This is a genomic window from Nocardioides panacisoli, from assembly GCF_019448235.1.
GTDB classification, from domain to species: domain Bacteria; phylum Actinomycetota; class Actinomycetes; order Propionibacteriales; family Nocardioidaceae; genus Nocardioides; species Nocardioides panacisoli_A.
This window is the reverse complement of sequence record NZ_CP080409.1, coordinates 514880-531142: the sequence shown is the minus strand read 5'-3', so window position 1 is coordinate 531142 and position 16263 is coordinate 514880. Positions and strand designations below refer to the sequence as shown.

Annotated in this window: 16 protein-coding genes; 1 reads left to right on the top strand and 15 read right to left on the bottom strand. The window is 70.8% G+C overall.

What is annotated here, in order from left to right; translation table 11 throughout:
• Nucleotide 1 precedes the first annotated feature (1 nt).
• The 12 genes from KUV85_RS02615 to rplS all read right to left on the bottom strand — a co-directional run bounded on the left by KUV85_RS02615 (nt 2) and on the right by rplS (nt 12132).
• Nucleotides 2-1207, bottom strand: coding sequence for a type II secretion system F family protein (locus tag KUV85_RS02615; RefSeq protein ID WP_219961663.1), 1206 nt, complete (start codon nt 1205-1207; stop codon nt 2-4).
• Between the two features lie 3 nt (nt 1208-1210).
• Nucleotides 1211-2950 (bottom strand): GspE/PulE family protein, encoded by a 1740-nt coding sequence (locus KUV85_RS02610; protein WP_219961662.1) that lies wholly within the window; start codon nt 2948-2950, stop codon nt 1211-1213.
• A gap of 9 nt (nt 2951-2959) precedes the next feature.
• Nucleotides 2960-4060 carry a type IV pilus twitching motility protein PilT gene (locus KUV85_RS02605; RefSeq protein WP_219961661.1) on the bottom strand — a complete coding sequence of 367 codons (1101 nt, stop codon included), beginning with the start codon at nt 4058-4060 and terminating at the stop codon, nt 2960-2962.
• Nucleotides 4061-4130: 70 nt separating this feature from the next.
• Nucleotides 4131-4481, bottom strand: coding sequence for a competence type IV pilus major pilin ComGC (locus tag KUV85_RS02600; RefSeq protein ID WP_219961660.1), 351 nt, complete (start codon nt 4479-4481; stop codon nt 4131-4133).
• Nucleotides 4482-4707: 226 nt separating this feature from the next.
• Entirely contained in the window at nt 4708-5874 is a 1167-nt protein-coding gene (dprA, locus tag KUV85_RS02595) for a DNA-processing protein DprA (protein WP_219961659.1), read from the bottom strand.
• Nucleotides 5871-7481 (bottom strand): YifB family Mg chelatase-like AAA ATPase, encoded by a 1611-nt coding sequence (locus tag KUV85_RS02590; RefSeq protein ID WP_219961658.1) that lies wholly within the window; start codon nt 7479-7481, stop codon nt 5871-5873. The genes dprA and KUV85_RS02590 overlap by 4 nt, the downstream gene beginning before the upstream one ends.
• Nucleotides 7482-7868, bottom strand: a complete 387-nt coding sequence (locus KUV85_RS02585) for a YraN family protein (RefSeq protein WP_219961657.1) — start codon at nt 7866-7868, stop codon at nt 7482-7484.
• Between the two features lie 136 nt (nt 7869-8004).
• Nucleotides 8005-9675 (bottom strand): hypothetical protein, encoded by a 1671-nt coding sequence (locus KUV85_RS02580; protein ID WP_425299379.1) that lies wholly within the window; start codon nt 9673-9675, stop codon nt 8005-8007.
• A 188-nt stretch (nt 9676-9863) separates the two neighbouring features.
• Entirely contained in the window at nt 9864-10172 is a 309-nt protein-coding gene (locus tag KUV85_RS02575; protein ID WP_219961655.1) for a DUF2469 domain-containing protein, read from the bottom strand.
• Nucleotides 10169-10891, bottom strand: coding sequence for a ribonuclease HII (locus KUV85_RS02570; protein WP_219961654.1), 723 nt, complete (start codon nt 10889-10891; stop codon nt 10169-10171). Before KUV85_RS02570 ends, KUV85_RS02575 begins: the two co-directional genes overlap by 4 nt.
• A gap of 7 nt (nt 10892-10898) precedes the next feature.
• On the bottom strand, nt 10899-11717 hold the full coding sequence (lepB, locus tag KUV85_RS02565) for a signal peptidase I (RefSeq protein WP_219961653.1): 819 nt from the start codon (nt 11715-11717) through the stop codon (nt 10899-10901).
• Between the two features lie 37 nt (nt 11718-11754).
• Entirely contained in the window at nt 11755-12132 is a 378-nt protein-coding gene (gene rplS, locus KUV85_RS02560; protein ID WP_219961652.1) for a 50S ribosomal protein L19, read from the bottom strand.
• A 173-nt stretch (nt 12133-12305) separates the two neighbouring features.
• Here rplS and KUV85_RS02555 point away from each other — a divergent pair, with 173 nt between their 5' ends.
• Nucleotides 12306-13520 (top strand): Fic family protein, encoded by a 1215-nt coding sequence (locus tag KUV85_RS02555; RefSeq protein ID WP_219961651.1) that lies wholly within the window; start codon nt 12306-12308, stop codon nt 13518-13520.
• 83 nt (nt 13521-13603) lie between these two features.
• On the opposite strand, the gene KUV85_RS02550 is transcribed toward KUV85_RS02555, so the two are convergent.
• The 3 genes from KUV85_RS02550 to rimM all read right to left on the bottom strand — a co-directional run bounded on the left by KUV85_RS02550 (nt 13604) and on the right by rimM (nt 16260).
• A complete protein-coding gene (locus KUV85_RS02550) occupies nt 13604-14824 on the bottom strand; it encodes an ammonium transporter (protein ID WP_219961650.1) in 1221 nt (406 codons plus the stop codon).
• 195 nt (nt 14825-15019) lie between these two features.
• Entirely contained in the window at nt 15020-15706 is a 687-nt protein-coding gene (gene trmD, locus KUV85_RS02545; protein WP_219961649.1) for a tRNA (guanosine(37)-N1)-methyltransferase TrmD, read from the bottom strand.
• Complete coding sequence (gene rimM, locus KUV85_RS02540) at nt 15703-16260, bottom strand: ribosome maturation factor RimM (RefSeq protein ID WP_219961648.1); 558 nt, start codon at nt 16258-16260, stop codon at nt 15703-15705. Before rimM ends, trmD begins: the two co-directional genes overlap by 4 nt.
• Nucleotides 16261-16263 lie beyond the last annotated feature (3 nt).

Here is a 16263-nt window from a genome sequence, read left to right as displayed (position 1 = left end):
GTCAGATCTCCACGGCGTTGAAGATCCCGTACATGGCCGAGATCAGGGCCACGGCCACGAACCCGACGATGAGGCCCATGGTCACGATGACGATCGGTTCGAACAGCGCGGTCAGCTTGTTGATCTTGTAGTCCAGCTCGACCTCGTAGTACTGCGCCGTCACGTCGAGTTGCCCGTCCAGCGACCCGGTCTCCTCACCGACGCGCAGCATCTGCGTCGCGGTGCCGGGGAACAGCTCGGTGCGCGCGAGCGGGGTGGCGATGCCGTCGCCCTCCAGCATCGCCTCTGCGACACCGTGGAGCCGCCGGACGTAGACCCGGTTGCGGAGCGACTCCGTGGTGACGGCGAGCGCCTCCGGAAGGTTGACACCCGCACTGACCATGGATCCGAGGACCCGGCAGAACCGCTCGACCAGGGCGTACTGGATGGCCTCGCCGAGCACCGGGATCCTCAGCAACAGCGCGTCGCGTGCGTACTTGCCCCGCCGGAAGCGCAGCGCGACGACTCCGACCACGACGGCCCCTCCGAGGCACGCCAGGATCGCCCACCACCACTCACCCAGGAAGCCGGTGAAGCCCATGAGCATCCGCGTGGCCAGCGGCAGTTCGGCGTCCAGGCTGGCGAAGAAGTCGGAGAACTTGGGCAGCACGTAGACCGCCAGCACGAGGACCGTGACGATGGACATCGCCGCCACCACCGCCGGGTACATCAGTGCCGACTTGATCTTGCGCCGGGCCTCCAGATCGCGCTCGAGGTAGAGCGCCAACCGTGCGAGGACGTCGTCGAGCTCGCCGGTCAGCTCGGCCGACCGCACGATCCCTCGATAGAACGCGGGAAAGACCTTCGGGTAGCGCTCCAGGGTGTCGGAGAACCGCTCACCGGCGCGCAGGCCGTCCTCGATGTCGTTCATCATCCGTCGCACCGAGGAGTTGTCACTTTCGACTCCGATGGAGTGCACGGCGTCGAGGATCGGCAGCCCGGCACGCAGGAAGGCAGCGACCTGGCGTGAGAGGTGCATGACCTCCTCACGCTTGATCCGCGGCCCGGAGATCTCGTACTGGAGGAGGCTCTTCTTCTCGTGGACGCGGAGGTCGCGGACGTGGAGCCCGTGGAGCGCGATCTCCGCCTCCACCCGGCTCACCGCCCGGTGGGTCCCCTTGACCGGTTCCCCGTCGACGTCGACGCCGACGTAGGCGAACTTGGGCATCGCTCACACCCCCGCTACGTAGATGGATCGCATGACCTCGGCGACCGTCGTGGTGCCGTCCTCGACGAGGCGGACCGCCTGCTCCTGCAGCGTCCGCATGCCCTGGGTCCGCGCCAGCTTCCGCACCTGGTCGTGCGGCGCGCGGTCGATGATGAGCTCGCGGACCTCGTCGGTGACCGCGAGCATCTCGTAGACGCCGATCCGTTCGAGGTACCCGGTGTGGGCGCAGAACCGACAACCGGCGCCGCGGACGAAGCCGCCGCTTGGTTGGGTGCCGCCGTACGCCGCGAAGAAACCGCGCTCCTCGGGTGAGGGGTCGTAGGGCGCCAGGCAGGACACGCAACTGCGACGCACCAGGCGTTGCGCGACGACGGCGGTGACCGACGAGGCGATCAGGAACGCCTCGATGCCCATGTCCAGCAGCCGGTAGAGCGCCGAGACCGCCTCGGTGGCGTGCAGAGAAGACAGCACGAAGTGCCCGGTCAGGGCGGACTGGACGGCGATGCGGGCCGTGTCGACGTCGCGGACCTCGCCGACGAGGATGACGTCGGGGTCCTGCCGGAGGATGGACTTCAATCCGCCGGCGAAGGTGATGCCGGCCGGTTCGTTGATCTGGATCTGGTTGATCGAGTCGAAGGTGTACTCGACCGGGTCCTCGATGGTCATCAGGTTGCGCTCGGGCGTGTTGAGTTCCCCGAGGGAGGCGTACAGCGTGGTGGTCTTCCCACCTCCGGTGGGACCCGCACAGATCACCATCCCGAACGGCGACTGGAGCAGCGCGGAGTACCGCTCGACAGTGTCCGGGGGCATGCCGAGCTGGGCGAGCCGGAAGAGCGGGCGACTCTTGTCCAGCAGCCGCATCACGACCTTCTCACCGCCGACCACCGCGGTGGTGGAGACCCGGATGTCGACGTCGCGGCCCTCCACGTCCATGCTGATCTGCCCGTCCTGCGGGCGGCGGCGCTCGACGATGTTCATGCCGCCCAGGATCTTCACGCGGCTGACCAGCGCGGGGCCGATGGACCCCGGCAGGTCGAGGACGTCGACCAGGGCGCCGTCGATGCGGTACCGCACCCGCACCCGGTCGCCGATGGGCTCGATGTGGATGTCCGAGGCGCGATCGCGCAAGCCCTGCGTAATGACCTTCTGCACGACCCGCACCACCGGTGCGTCGTCGCTGGCGCTGACGGCCTCGAGGTCGGCGGCCTCCTGGCGCAGCGAGTCGCGCGCCTCGAAGGATTCGACGTGGCTGCCGATGTCCCGGGTGGCGCGGTAGGCATCGTCGAGGGCCAGCCCGAGGTCACGATGGGTCGCCACCACGGGGGTGACGGTGCGGCCGAGCATGTCGGCCAGGACGAGCATCCGCTCCGGTGCCGGGTCGAGGACGGCGACGGTGACGTCGTCCTCGGTGGCGGCGAGGGGCACGGCGCGCATCCTCCGGGCCTCGTCGGCGTCGAGGAGGTCGAGCGCGTGCCGGTCCAGTTCCACCGCACTGAGGTCCACGACCGGCGCGCCGTGGTGTGCCGCCACCAGCGACGCGAGTCGGTCATCGGCCACGACGTCCGAGGCGATCAGCTGCTCGGCGAGGGAACGCGGCCCCCGGGCGGACCGAGCAGCGTCGAGGTGGTGCGGCTCGACGGTGCGAGAGGTGATGAGCAGGCGGGCGAGCCGATCATCGTCCTCCTCCGCCGCGGGGACGGGGAGTGGCTCGGACTCGCGCTCCTTGCGTCGGGTGAGCTTCATGACGCGACCTCAGGTCGTCATCGGGACGGGCCGGCGGGCAAAGGGGTCGATGTCCCTCGGATGGAGACTGCGCGCCACCGCGTCCTCCTCGCTGATGACCCCCTGCTGCACCAGCTGGGACAGCGATTGCTCGAGAGTCACCATGCCTTCTCGCGATCCGGTCACGATCGAGTTGCGCAACTGGTGGGTCTTGCCCTCCTTGATGAGGTTGCGCACGGCGGAGTTGGCGACCAGCACCTCGTAGACGCCGACCATGCCGCCCCCGATGCGCGGGACCAAGCGCTGGTAGACGACACAGCTCAGCGCCGCCGCGAGCTGGACGCGGATCTGCGCCTGCTGCTCGGCCGGGAACACGTCGATCATCCGCCCCAGCGACTGGGCGGTGTCGTTGGTGTGGAGTGTCGCGAACACCAGGTGTCCGGTCTCGGCCACGGTGAGGGCGAAGGCGATCGACTCCAGGTCCCGCATCTCTCCCACCAGCAGCACGTCGGGATCCTCGCGGAGGACCGATCGCAACGCCTCGTGGAAGGTGCCGGTGTCGGTGCCGACCTCCCGTTGGTTCACCGCGGCCAGCTTGTGGTCGTGGACGTACTCGATCGGATCCTCGACGGTGATGATGTGGCAGCCGCGATTCGTGTTGATCACGTCAACCAAGGACGCCAGTGTGGTCGACTTGCCCGAGCCCGTCGGACCGGTCATCAGGATCAGGCCCTGGTGGCGCAGCGAGAGCTCCCGCAGCACCGGCGGCAGGCCCAGCGCGTCCGGGGACGGGATCGCGCGCGGGATCATCCGCAGCGCCACCGCGGTCATCCCGCGTTGGGTGAAGGCATTGCCCCGGACGCGGGCGTGGTCGCGCCAGGAGAAGGAGAAGTCGTACTCGTGACTGCGTTGCCAGGCGTGACGCTGCTCATTGGTGAGCACCTCCGACAGCAGCGCAGTGGTGTCGTCGGCCGTCAGGGCAGCACGCCCGGGCAGCGGGGCGAGCGTGCCGTCGACGCGGACCATCGGCGGCAGCCCGACCGTCAGCATCAGGTCGGTGCCGCCGGCCCGCCAGAGCGCGTCGAGCAACCCGTCGATGCGGTCACCGATGCAACGGTGTGCGTGGGACATGGGACCCTCCCGGTCACTGGTGCAGGTGGGGCCGCCGACGAGCGACGGCCCCACTCGCACCGATCGCAGATCAGCCAGCAGCGCAGGGCGCGCCGGCGACCATCGTCAGGCTTCCGTCGCCGGCGGAGGCCGACGCGACGTACTCGGTGTCCGCGTCCCGCAGGAAGCCGTTCGTGGCCAGGTCCGAGAGCGAGCCGTAGCTCCCCCGGTCCGCGTAGTGCGCCTCCTCGGCCGTGGCCACGGTCTGGACCTCGGCCTCGCAGGCGGCGGTGTCACCGGTGTCGGTGATGCCGCTGACCGAGAAGACGACGATCGCGGCGAGCACCCCGAGGATGACGATGACGATGAGCAGCTCGATGAGCGTGAAGCCGGCGTCGTCGCGACGGACACGACGGGCGCGGGTGATGGCGTTGTGCAACATGTTTCCCCCGTGAGGTCTGGTGTCGGGGCAACATGACCAGCAGAGCTCGGTCCGCGACATCCGCCGACAGTCGACGAACACCGCCCCCCAATGAACGGAACCTTTGCGTGAAACTGCCGCCTCGGGGACCCGGACACCTCGTGCGGCCGAGAGCAACGGTAGAGCGGTCCCGGCCGCGGGGGCGTCCCCCAAAATGGTGAGGTTCGCGCCTCGGACGTGCCGCCCTTCAGGCGCGGCCGGCGTCGGTCAGCCACCAGCCGGTCGGGGATCTGTCGACGAGCCCGTGACCCTGGAGCGCCTGCAGGATGCGTCCCACCTGGACCACCGCGAGACCTGCGACGGAGGCGATCGAGGCCGTGCCGGCGGTGCCACCGACGGGCACGGCGTCGAGGACCTGCCGCTGCCGCACCGGGAGTAGGTCACGGGCGTGCTCGGGGCCCCGCGGCTCCTCGATCAGGTGCTCGCCCGCGGCACCGATCACCTCCAGCACGTCCTCTCCCCCGGTAACCAGCATCGCCGCGCCGGTGCGGACCTGGTGGTGCACGCCCACCGATGCGGCACTGGTGACGGGGCCGGGTACGCCCATCACGGGGCGGTGCAACCGCTGGGCCCAGTTGGCGGTGTTGAGGGCGCCGCTGCGCGCGGCTGCCTCGACCACGACGGTCCCCCGGCTCAGCGCCGCGATGATGCGATTGCGCGCAAGGAACCGGACCCGGTGCGGCGCCGCCCCGATCGGCGCCTCGGAGATGACGGCGTGCTCGCGGGCGAGGTAGTCCAGCAGGTCACGATGGGCGGTGGGATAGACGCGGTCGGCGCCGCAGGCGAGGACCGCCGCCGTGGGCGCTCCGGCGCTGACCGATCCGCGGTGGGCGGCACGGTCGATGCCGAACGCGGCGCCGGAGATCACCGGCACCCCCTCCTGCCCGAGCCGCGCGCTGATCTCGCCCGCCACGTGGTCGCCGTACGTCGTGGCCGACCGCGAGCCGACCACGGCGACCGATGCCGTCAGTCGGTCCAGTCGCATCGGGCCCCGCACCCACAACCCGACCGGCGGGCCGCCGCGTTCCTGCACCGCTCCGGCCGCGGCCAGGTCCTCGAGCGGCGCCGGCCACTCCTCGTCCCCCGGCATCACGAAACGGACGCCGAGTCGTGCGGCCTGGTCCAGTGCCCGGTCCGGGTCGACCTCGGTCAGTCGGGCGGAGGCCGCGGCGAGCTCCTCGTGGCGGTCGGCGTCCTCCCGCAGGGCCGCCAGGAACACCGCACCGCCGAGCTCGTGGGTGAGCCCTGCGAAGACCGGGTCCCCCGGCTCGGCCACCAGACTGATCGTGACGCGGGCCAGCCGCTCCGCATCCTCGCGCCGCGCGACGGACCCCGTCCCGTCACCCGGCGTCATCCCGCGTCCTCCAAGGGGCGCGCCATCGCCCGTAGGTCCACGGGGTCGCCGGACCTCAGCCGCAGGGCGGTCCGCACCTCGTCCTCACCGGGGACGAGGTCGCTCCCGGTCACGCCGGCCCGCAGGTCGGCGATCGTCCACGCCAGCCGGAGCACGCGGACCGCTCCGCGGGCACTGAGGCGACCCTGGTGGGTCTCGTCGTCGACCAACCGTTGCGCCTCCTGGGTCGGTGGCCACTCGCGCTTGAGCTGCGGCCCCGGCAGATGGGCGTTGAGCCGCCAGCTGCGCCCGGCGAACCGGTCCCGCTGTCGCGCTCGAGCGGCCGCAACGCGGGCGCGGACGGTCGCGGAGGCCTCGGGCGGCGCGAACGGATCGATCTCGCAGGCGCGCGCCGGATGGACGTGGCGGGTGATGTCGATCCGGTCGGCGATCGGGCCCGACATCTTGCGGCGGTACTCCCGGCGGAGCCGTTCCAGACAACGGCACCGATCGGCTCCCGGGTCGTTGCTGTACTCCCCGCACGGACAGGGGTTGCAGGCCAGCACGAGCATGCCGCGCGCCGGGAGCGTGACCGACTCCTCGCGACGCGCCACGGTGATGTCACCGCTCTCCAGCGGTTGGCGCAGTGCTTCGATGATGTCGCTGCGGAACAGCGGGAACTCGTCGAGGAAGAGCACGCCGGCATGGGCCCGACTGACCTCGCCGGGCCGCACCTGGCCCTGTCCACCACCGATCAGGCTCGCCTTGCTGGCGTCGTGGTGGGGCGCGGCGAACGGCGGGCGGCTGAGCATGCCCACGGAGGGGTCGAGGACGCCGGCCAGGGAGTGCACGGCCGTGAGCTCCAGGGACTCCTCCCGCTCGAGGTCGGGCAGGAGCGTGGGGATCCGCTCGGCGATGCTCGTCTTGCCGGCGCCCTTGGGACCGCTGAGCAGGATCGGGTGACCACCTGCCGCCGCGACCTCCACGGCGTACTTGGTGTCGGCGAGCCCGTGCAGGTCGGCCAGGTCGAGCTCCTCCAGCCGTTCCTCGCCGCGCCAGGACACCAGCGAGGAGCCGGACGCCGCGGCGACCGGCGGCGCCTCGGGGATCTCCTCCCCCCGGATCTGGGCCACCACCTGGGCCAGGGACCGGACGCCGTACACCGCCACGCCGGGCACCAAGGATGCCTCCTCGACCTGCGGCTCGGGCACGAACACCGTGGTGATGCCACGGTCGGCGGCGGCGAGGACCATCGGGAGGACGCCGGTCGCCGGGCGCAGGCCACCGGCGAGCGTCAGCTCACCGACGAACACGACCCGCTCCCCGACCTCGGCCGGGAGCGCGCCGTTGGCCGCCAGGATCGCAATGGCGAGCCCGAGGTCGAAGTGCGTGCCCGACTTGTGCACGTCGGCCGGGGAGAGCAGCACGGTGATCCGCTTCGTGGCCGGCCACCCGAGTCGGCTGTTGTGGATGGCCATGCGCACCCGGTCGACACCTTCCCGGACCCCGGTGTCGGCGCGGCCGACGACGGCCGTGCCGACCTGTCCCGGCGACACGTCGGCCTGGACGTCGATGAGGTGGCCGACCGCCCCGTTGAGCGCGAGCGTGTGGGTCGTCGCGACCGGCATCTACACCAGCCCCCGGACGTGGTCGACCGCCGCCGGGCCACGTCGCGGCTTCACCACCGCCACGAGGTCGATGCGCATCTCCGGGGGCCGTACGCCGCGTTCCCGGGTCCATCGCTCCCCCAGGCGCACGAGACGGGCGAGCTTGTCCTCATCGATGGCCTCGTGCGGCGTGCCGCCGGTGTCGCCGGTGCGGGTCTTGACCTCGCACACCACCAGGGTCGGTCCCTCGCGCAGCAGCAGGTCCACCTCCCCCTCGTCGCAGGACCAGTTGCGTTCCAGCACGGCCATGCCCTGTCGCACCAGGTGGCGCTCGGCGACGTGCTCGCCGTAGGTGCCGAGTGCCTGTCGCTGCGCGGCGGTCGTGCCGCTCGTCGTTGTCTGAGTCATGTCCAACCTCCTGCCAGCAGCGTCGGGGCGGGAGGCGACATCGACGACCCGGGACGTCACCGGGTGTGGACAAGTGACCCCGGAGACGTGGCTGTGGATCGGGAGTGGGCCGGAGCGTGGCGGCCGTGGCGCCGGTTCAGCCGCGCAGCGCGGGCTGCTGGCAGGTCGGCGTCGGGAGGCCGAAGAAGTCCGCTCCGGCGGTGGAGAGCCCGATGCCGGTGCTCAGCGGACCGACGATGCCGTTGAGCTTGTCGATGAGCGGGTTCACGATGACGAACTCGGACCGGATCGTGCCCATCAGCCCGTCCAGGACCCCATCGACCAGCGGCTCGAGCACGTCCACGGGGATGCTGATCGGTCCCACCTTCACCGGGTCCAGGTCGAGGCTCCCGTCGACGCGATTGACCGTGACGTAGGGCAGGGCGAGGTCCTCGCCACCGACCTTCACGGGGTCGCCCCAGGCCTGCGGTGGATAGCTCACCGGGCCCACGTGGGCGGGAGTGCCGGCGGCCCGGCTGCCGTCGGCCTCCAGATCGAGCTCGAAGCGCACGGGGACCTCGACCAGCTTCGGCAGACCCAGGACGCTGACCGACACCCCACCCTCGACCACGACGTTCCCCGAGAGCCGCAACGTGACCAGGTCACGCCACACGTCCGCCTCGAACGTGGCGGGGTCGCAGGAGTAGTCGGTCAGGGTGCCCTGGGCACCGGCCAGGTCGATGTCGATCGCGAGGTCGATGGTGTTGTCGACCAGCTTCAGGTCGACCAGCTTGTTGATCTTCAACAGGCTGGTGCTCATGGCCAGCTTGGCGAGCGCGTCGAGCTTGACCTGGGCGGTCTCCGCGGTGTCCTGGTTGCAGGCGCGGCGCGGGTTCTCGATGATCGAGAGCTCGGCGGAGGTGACACCGACGTGCGGGATCGCCGCCTGGAGCGGCTTGAGCGCGAAGAAGTTCTCCCCGTTGGCGAGGAAGGCCGTGCCGATGAGGAGGTCGAGCGCGTTGAACTCGGTCGCGAGCGCGGCGTCGGTGGCGGTGGACAACGCGAACAGCTCGCCGGCGTCGATCACCACGTCGCCGATGGCGCTGACCGCCGCCGCGTCGAGGACGTCTGCCTGGGCGATCGCGCCGTCGGCCCGGAGGACGTCGGCCATCGCCAGGTAGACCTCGCCGGCCGTCAGGCCGGGCAGGGACAACAGGCCGTCGACGGTGCCGACCGAGATCGAGTCCGCGGCGATGATGTCGGCCAGTGCGAGGTTCGAGGTCGCGAGACCGTCCCATCCGCCCGCCTTCACCACCGACTTGCCGAGCACCTGCCCGAGGAGGTCCTCGAACAGCGGCGCTGCCCCCGGTTCGAGGGTCGCCGCCCAGGATCCCAACTGGAAGCAGGCGGCCGAGTCCGAGACACCGACGGCCGACCGGGACGCCGTCCCGGATCCCTGACCGGTCATGCCCGCGAACGCGAAGTCGACCCCGGTGTCCGCGACCACCTGCACCGCGGTCGGGATACCGCTGGCCATGGGGCTGAAGTCCCCGTCCGCGTCGAGTGCCCCCAGCCGGACGTCGAGCACGGGTGTGTGGTCGTCGCCGCCGACGACCGAGCCGTTGCGGGCCAGGGAGACGGCGGCTGCGGCCTCCATGGCGGACTGGTACGCCGGGCTGATCTCACGGCCGTCGAGCTCGCGGGCGAGGTCCAGCGCGACGATGTCGGCCAGTGCCTGGGCGTCCGCGCGCGCCACACGCTGCAGCCCCAGGTCCACGACGAAGGCGCACGCCAGCAGCAGGACAGGGAGCAGGAACGCCGTCATCACCGCGACAGCTCCCCGCTCGTCCCGCTCTCGGGATGCTGGGCCCGTGCCCTTCACGCGTACTCCTATCGCCACAGCCGCCCTCGCCCGAGAGCACGACGACCGTCACGGTAGCGGCAGCACCGCCCGGGAGGATCGGGCATCGGGTGCGCGCTCCTGGTCCCAACGGACCAGTCGACGTGGCCCAGCGCCTACCGGTCGGGCGGCTCGAAGTCCTGAGATGCGAGCTCCTCCACGTTGACGTCCTTGAACGTCAGCACCTTGATGTTCTTCGCGAATCGCGCGGGACGATAGATGTCCCACACCCACGCGTCGGTGATGGTGACCTCGAAGAACACCTCACCGGCCTCGGTGCGTGCCTTCACGTCGACGGAGTTGCACAGGTAGAAGCGCCGGTCGGTCTCGACGACGTACTTGAAGATCCCGACGACGTCGCGGTACTCCCGGTAGAGCCGCAACTCCTGCTCGGTCTCGTACTTCTCGAGATCCTCCGCACTCATCCGCACTCCTCACTGGCGCTGGCCGACTCAGGGGCGTCTCGACACGCTCGACGAACGCCCTCCGACTCTAACCCTGCGGCCCGCCGGACGTTGATGAACCGCATGCGGTGGATCGGTGTCGGCCCCCGCTCGGCGAGGACCTGCCGGTGCGTGGGGGTGATGTAGCCCTTGTGGGTGGCGAAGTCGTACGCCGGCCACTCACCGTGGAGCTCGGTCATGATCCGGTCGCGGGTCACCTTCGCGATGACCGACGCGGCCGCCACGCACGCCGCCACGCGGTCGCCCTTCCACACCGCCAGGCCCGGGACGCCGAGGCCGTCGACGCCGAACCCGTCGGTGAGCACGTAGGCGGGGGGCACGTCGAGCTTGGCCACGGCGCGCCGCAGCGCCTCGACGTTGGCCACGTGCATCCCGAGCCGGTCGCACTCCCCCGCCTCGATGACGACCACGGACCAGGCGAGTGCCTTGCGGACGATCCGGTCGTAACAGCGCTCCCGGGCGGCGGCGGTCAGCAGCTTGGAGTCGGCGAGCTCGGGGATGATGCCCGGGCGCCCCGCAGGCAGGATCGCCGCCCCGGCGACCAGCGGCCCCGCACAGGCACCGCGTCCGGCCTCGTCGACGCCGGCGATGGGGTCCAGCCCTCGGCGACGCAGGGCCCGTTCGTAGCCGTACAGACCGGCATCGCGGCGGATGGTCGCACCCTTGGGAAACGTGGACATGGCGCGGCTACTGGGCGGCGGGAGCGCCGTCCGGGACGTCGGCGAACGGTGCCGGTCGGCTGACCCACGACCACCGGTCGGTGGGCCACACCAGGGCGAACACCTTGCCGACGACGCGGTCCTGGTCCACCCAAGGGCTCTCGGTGCACGGGTCGGCGTTGACCGCACACAGGTGGGCCCGGGAGTCGGCGGAGTGCTGGCGGTTGTCGCCGAGCACGAAGAGCTTCCCGGGCGCGACGGTGATCGTCCAGTCGCACCGCCGGTGGAAGTCGGTGCCGCGTTCGGTGATCGACCCGTCGACCGGGGCGTTGCACTGGTCCTGGGTGGTGGTGAGGTAGTCCGACTCGTCGATCGGCTCCCCGTTGACCTTCAGGCGCCCCTGGCCGTCACAGCACTCGATGACGTCGCCGGGCGTGCCGATCACCCGCTTCACCAGGTGCCCACCGGTGGGGTAGAGACCCACGTAGGACAGGCCCTTGGCCAGGCCGGTGGGGCCGGGGGTGTCCGCGGTGGACAGCCAGCCGCCGGGGTCCTCGAAGACGACGACGTCGCCGCGCTCCGGCTCGCCGCCGAACCAGTAGGAGACCTTCTGGACCAGGATCCGGTCGTTGCGGATCAGGCCCGGCTCCATCGACTCCGAGGGGATGTAGAACGCCTGGAGCAGGACGGCCTTGATGACCACGGCGAGGCCGAGGGCCAGCACCAACAGCAGCAGGGTTTCCTGCCAGACCGGCAGGTGCTTGCGTTCGCGCTGGCGCGATCCGTCCGCGTCACGCCCCCCGTCCGGGGACTGCGGGTTCCCGGCGTCGGAGGAGTCGGCTGTCACGGCTGCGAGTGTAGGAGGTGGGTCGGAACGACCTGCCTCAGGACTCGCGGCGCTCCGGGATCTTGGCGGCCTTGCCGCGCAGGTTGCGCAGGTAGTACAGCTTGGCGCGACGCACGTCACCGCGCACGGCGACCTCGATCTTCTCAAAGATCGGCGAGTGCATCGGGAAGGTCCGCTCCACGCCGACACCGAAGGAGATCTTGCGGACGGTGAAGGTGCGGCCGATGCCGCTGCCCTGGATGCCGATCACGACGCCCTGGAAGACCTGGACACGGCTCCGGTTGCCCTCGGTGACCTTGACGTGCACCTTGACGGTGTCGCCGGCACGGAACTCGGGGATGTCGTCACGCTTGTGGGCGTTGCCGATCTCGGCGACGACGCCGGGGTGGGCCTGGGAGGACACGGTCTTGCTCATGGTTTCTCCTCGCGAGTGCCACAGGTCATCCGCGGTATCGGGGGTCGTGATCTCGAGCGCGCGTCGGACGACGGTTCCCCTGTGGCAGAAGCGTCCACGGCACGCGACGAAGAATCTTCCCACATCGGCCACCCGGGCGAGAAATCAACGACCGGGTGGGCAAGGATGGTCGGGTGGCCGAGCCGACCGTCGACTGGGAACCCCACCGCAGCGAGGTGCGGCCCTGGCGCCAGCGTATCCGCCGCGGACCGCGGGCGGATCGTCAGTTGCGCGAGGTCACGGTCTCGCTCCCCCCGATGATCCGCGACCTCGACTATCCGCTGGACCGCACGCTCTCGGCGATGACGACGGCGACCGCCGGCGGCCTGAGCCATCTGGACCTGGTGCACGGCCGCACCCTGGAGGCGCTCAACCACCTCCAACTGCGCACCGAGTCGGTGGACTCGTCCAAGATCGAGAACGTCGACGCCAGCCTCGCCGACTACGGACGTGCGCTGCTCGGCGTCGGCGCCAACGCCTCGGCGACCTCGATGGCATCGGCGACGGCGGCCCTGACCCGCATGGTCGAGGACGCCGAACGGACCCGGTCGATTCGGCGCGAGGCGATCAGTCGTGCCCACCACGACCTGTTCCGCCGCAATCCCGACGAGTCGCACCGCGCCGGGCACTTCCGCAGCACGCAGAACTGGGTCGGCGGCAGCGACTGGTCGCCCCGGGACGCCCTCCACGTCCCGCCGCCACCGGAGACGGTGTCCGCCTATCTCGACGACCTGTTCGCCTTCGCCGACCGCCTCGACGTCCCGCCGGTCGTGCAAGCCGCCGTCGTGCACGCGCAGTTCGAGTCCATCCACCCCTTCATCGACGGCAACGGCCGGATCGGCCGCACGCTGATCCACGCCGTGCTGCGTCGACGGCGGGTCACCCGACACCTCACGGTGCCGATCGCCTCCGGGCTGGTCACGCACCGGGACAGCTACTTCGACGCCCTCAACGACTACCGCGCCGGCCACGCGAGGAGCATCATCGCGCTGCTCTCCGCGGCGATCGGGAGCGCGACGACGGAGTCCTGGCGCACGGCGACCACGCTCGGCGAGATCCGGAGCCGTTGGCACGACGCCGTCGGTGGCACTCGCCCCGGTACGCCGCTGCACCGACTGCTGGACCTGCTCACCGAGGAGCCGATCGTCAACGTCGAGCTGGTTGCCCGTCACGTCGGCGGCACCACCGAGGAGGTCGAGGCGGCCATGGCGACCGCCGTGGCCGCCGGGGTGCTCGACCGGGCGCCCCGATCCCGCCGAGCGCCGGTGTGGCTGGCCTCGGACATCCTCGCCGAGGTGCACGACCTCAGCCAGCGCATCCGCGCCGCGACCCACCGCCACCGCGACTGAGCCCCCCCCCCCCCCAGGCGGTACGCACGCGACAGGCCCGCCCCGGGAGACCGGGACGGGCCTGTCGACGACCAGCGGAGGGATCAGTCGAGGGCGTAGCCCTCGCTGCCGTGGAGGACCTGGTCGATACCGGCGACCTCGTCCTCCTCCTTGGCCCGCAGGCCGATGGTCTTCTCGATCACCGTGCCGGCGACGTACGCCACGGCGAACGCCCAGGCGATCATGATGACCGACGAGGAGAACTGCGACCACAACTGGCCGGCGCCACCGCCGTAGAAGAGACCCTCGGCGTCGTACTTGGCGATGAAGCCGAGCGAGATGCAGCCGACGAAGCCGGCGACCAGGTGGATGCCCACCACGTCGAGGGTGTCGTCGAAGCCCCACTTGAACTTCAGGTCGACCGCGAAGGCGCAGATGGCACCGGCGATCGCGCCCAGGCCGATGGCCCACAGCGGGGTGATGTGCGCACAGGCCGGGGTGATGGCCACGAGGCCGGCCACGATGCCCGAGGCACCGCCCACGGCGGTCGCCTTGCCCTCCTTGAAGTGCTCGACCACGAGCCATCCGAGCATGGCGGCGGCGGGAGCGATCAAGGTGTTGATGAAGATGAGGCTGGTCTGCGCCTCGTCAGCGCCGTAGGCACCGGTGTTGAAGCCGAACCAACCGAACCACAGGATCGACGCGCCGATGAGCACCAGCGGGACGTTGTGCGGAGCGGACTCCTCCTTGGAGAAGCCGACCTTGCGGCGACCGAGCACCAGCGCGAGCGCCAGGGCAGCAGCACCGGAGGCCTGGTGCACCACGGTGCCGCCGGCCCAGTCGAGGGCGGGGACGCCGTTGAGGATGCCGTCACCGCTGCCGATCCAGCCGCCGCCCCACACCCAGGCCTGGCCGGGGAAGTAGACCAGCGTCGCCCAGATGCCCGCGAAGAGCAGCCACGGGAAGAACCGGGCGCGGTCGGCGATGGCGCCGGAGATCAGCGCGACGGTGATGATCGCGAAGGAGGCACCGAACGCGATGCCGCCCAGCGTGCCGTCGTCGGCGGTCACCGATTCGGTGAGGCCGAAGTCCTGGAACGGGTTGCCGAAGAACTGGCTGATCGGACCGTCACCCAGGGCGCCGATGCCGGTGGCGCCGTAGAGCACCCACAGGACAGTGACCAGGCCGAGCGACCCGAAGCTCAGCATCATCATCGAGACTACGGACTTGGACTTCACCAGCCCGCCGTAGAAGAAGGCCAGGCCCGGCGTCATGAAGATCACCAGTGCCGTGCACAGCAACAGCCATGCGAGATCGAGAGACATACGTACCTCATTTGCTCGGGAGTTGGGTCGCGGGCCGCGGCACTGCGGCCATCACGTTCGACCGAGATCTTGCTGTCGAGGTGTTGCGGGCAGCCCCTCGTGAGGTTTCGGCCAGGTAACAGGTGGCCGGTTCGTGTTTCGATCTCGTGCTCCCGCGTCCAGATGGCGGGAGTGCGGCGCAGCGGTGCCGGTGGACTAGTCCGGCGGCAGCAGGTCCGGGCGCCGCTCGGCGGTACGCCGTCGCGCCTGGTCGGTGCGCCACTGCGCGATGCGGCCGTGGTCACCGGAGAGCAGCACCTCGGGGACGTCGCGACCCCGCCAGGTGGCCGGCTTGGTGTAGGTGGGGTACTCCAGGAGGCCGGTCGCGTGGGACTCCTCCACCAACGAGTCGGCGTTGCCCATGAAGCCGGGCAGCAGCCGCACCACCGCCTCGGTCATGGCCAGCGCCGCGACCTCGCCGCCGTTGAGGACGTAGTCACCCAGCGACAGCTCCTCGACGTGGGCGATCTCGCGGGCATGCTCCACCACGCGCTGGTCGATGCCCTCGTAGCGGCCGCAGGCGAAGACCAGGCGGGGACGGGCCGAGAGTTCCTCCGCCTTGCGCTGGTCGAAACGCTCGCCGGCCGGCGTCGGGAAGACGATCGTGTCCTGCTCCGCGATCGCGAGGTCATCGAGCGCCTCGCCCCACGGCTCGGGCTTCATGACCATGCCGGCGCCACCGCCGTAGGGAGTGTCGTCGACCGTGCGATGGCGGTCGTGGGTCCAGTCGCGCAGGTCGTGGACCGCGACCTCCAGCAGGCCGCCGGCGACCGCGCGTCCCGGCAGGCTCAGCTGCAGCGGGGCGAGGTAGTCGGGAAAGATCGTGACGTAGTCGAGTCTCACTGGTCGTCCTCGAACCGGGACACCAGTCCCGGCCGGTCCGCGACCACGAGCCGACCGCCGGCGACGTCGACCTCGGGCACCAGCGCCGCCACGAACGGCACGAGTGCGCGGCGACGGTCGGGGGTGGTCACCTCGAGGAGGTCCTGGGCACCCTGCAGCAGCCCGGTCACCTCGCCCAGGCGGGTGCCGTCGGTGTCGTGCACGGTGAGACCGACCAGCTCGTGCAGGTAGAACTCGTCGGGGTCCTGGGGCGTCTCGGCTGCGGGGACGCTCGCGGAGAGCACCACGCCGCGAGCTGTCTCGGCGGCGGTGCGGTCGCCGATCTCGGCGAAGGTGAGCAGCAACCTGGTCTGGTGCCACCGCGCCCCCGTGACGGTGAGGGTCGCGTGGGCGAACTCCCCGTCACGGGGGGCAGCGGCATCGAGTCGAGCGCCGACGGCGAGCCGGCGGTCGGGCTCGTCGGTGCGCACCTCGACGGTCACCTCACCGCGGATGCCGTGGGGTTTCCCGATCCGGGCGACCACGACCTCGAGGTGCTCGGCGCCGTCGCTCACGAC

Coding starts and splice junctions, on each gene's coding strand:
- KUV85_RS02610 (WP_219961662.1), bottom strand. CDS start 2,950: ATGAAGCTCACCCGACGCAAGGAGCGCGAGTCCGAGCCACTCCCCGTC.
- KUV85_RS02615 (WP_219961663.1), bottom strand. CDS start 1,207: ATGCCCAAGTTCGCCTACGTCGGCGTCGACGTCGACGGGGAACCGGTC.
- KUV85_RS02575 (WP_219961655.1), bottom strand. CDS start 10,172: ATGAGTGCGGAGGATCTCGAGAAGTACGAGACCGAGCAGGAGTTGCGG.
- rplS (WP_219961652.1), bottom strand. CDS start 12,132: ATGAGCAAGACCGTGTCCTCCCAGGCCCACCCCGGCGTCGTCGCCGAG.
- KUV85_RS02585 (WP_219961657.1), bottom strand. CDS start 7,868: ATGACTCAGACAACGACGAGCGGCACGACCGCCGCGCAGCGACAGGCA.
- dprA (WP_219961659.1), bottom strand. CDS start 5,874: ATGACGCCGGGTGACGGGACGGGGTCCGTCGCGCGGCGCGAGGATGCG.
- KUV85_RS02570 (WP_219961654.1), bottom strand. CDS start 10,891: ATGTCCACGTTTCCCAAGGGTGCGACCATCCGCCGCGATGCCGGTCTG.
- KUV85_RS02605 (WP_219961661.1), bottom strand. CDS start 4,060: ATGTCCCACGCACACCGTTGCATCGGTGACCGCATCGACGGGTTGCTC.
- KUV85_RS02590 (WP_219961658.1), bottom strand. CDS start 7,481: ATGCCGGTCGCGACGACCCACACGCTCGCGCTCAACGGGGCGGTCGGC.
- KUV85_RS02550 (WP_219961650.1), bottom strand. CDS start 14,824: ATGTCTCTCGATCTCGCATGGCTGTTGCTGTGCACGGCACTGGTGATC.
- KUV85_RS02600 (WP_219961660.1), bottom strand. CDS start 4,481: ATGTTGCACAACGCCATCACCCGCGCCCGTCGTGTCCGTCGCGACGAC.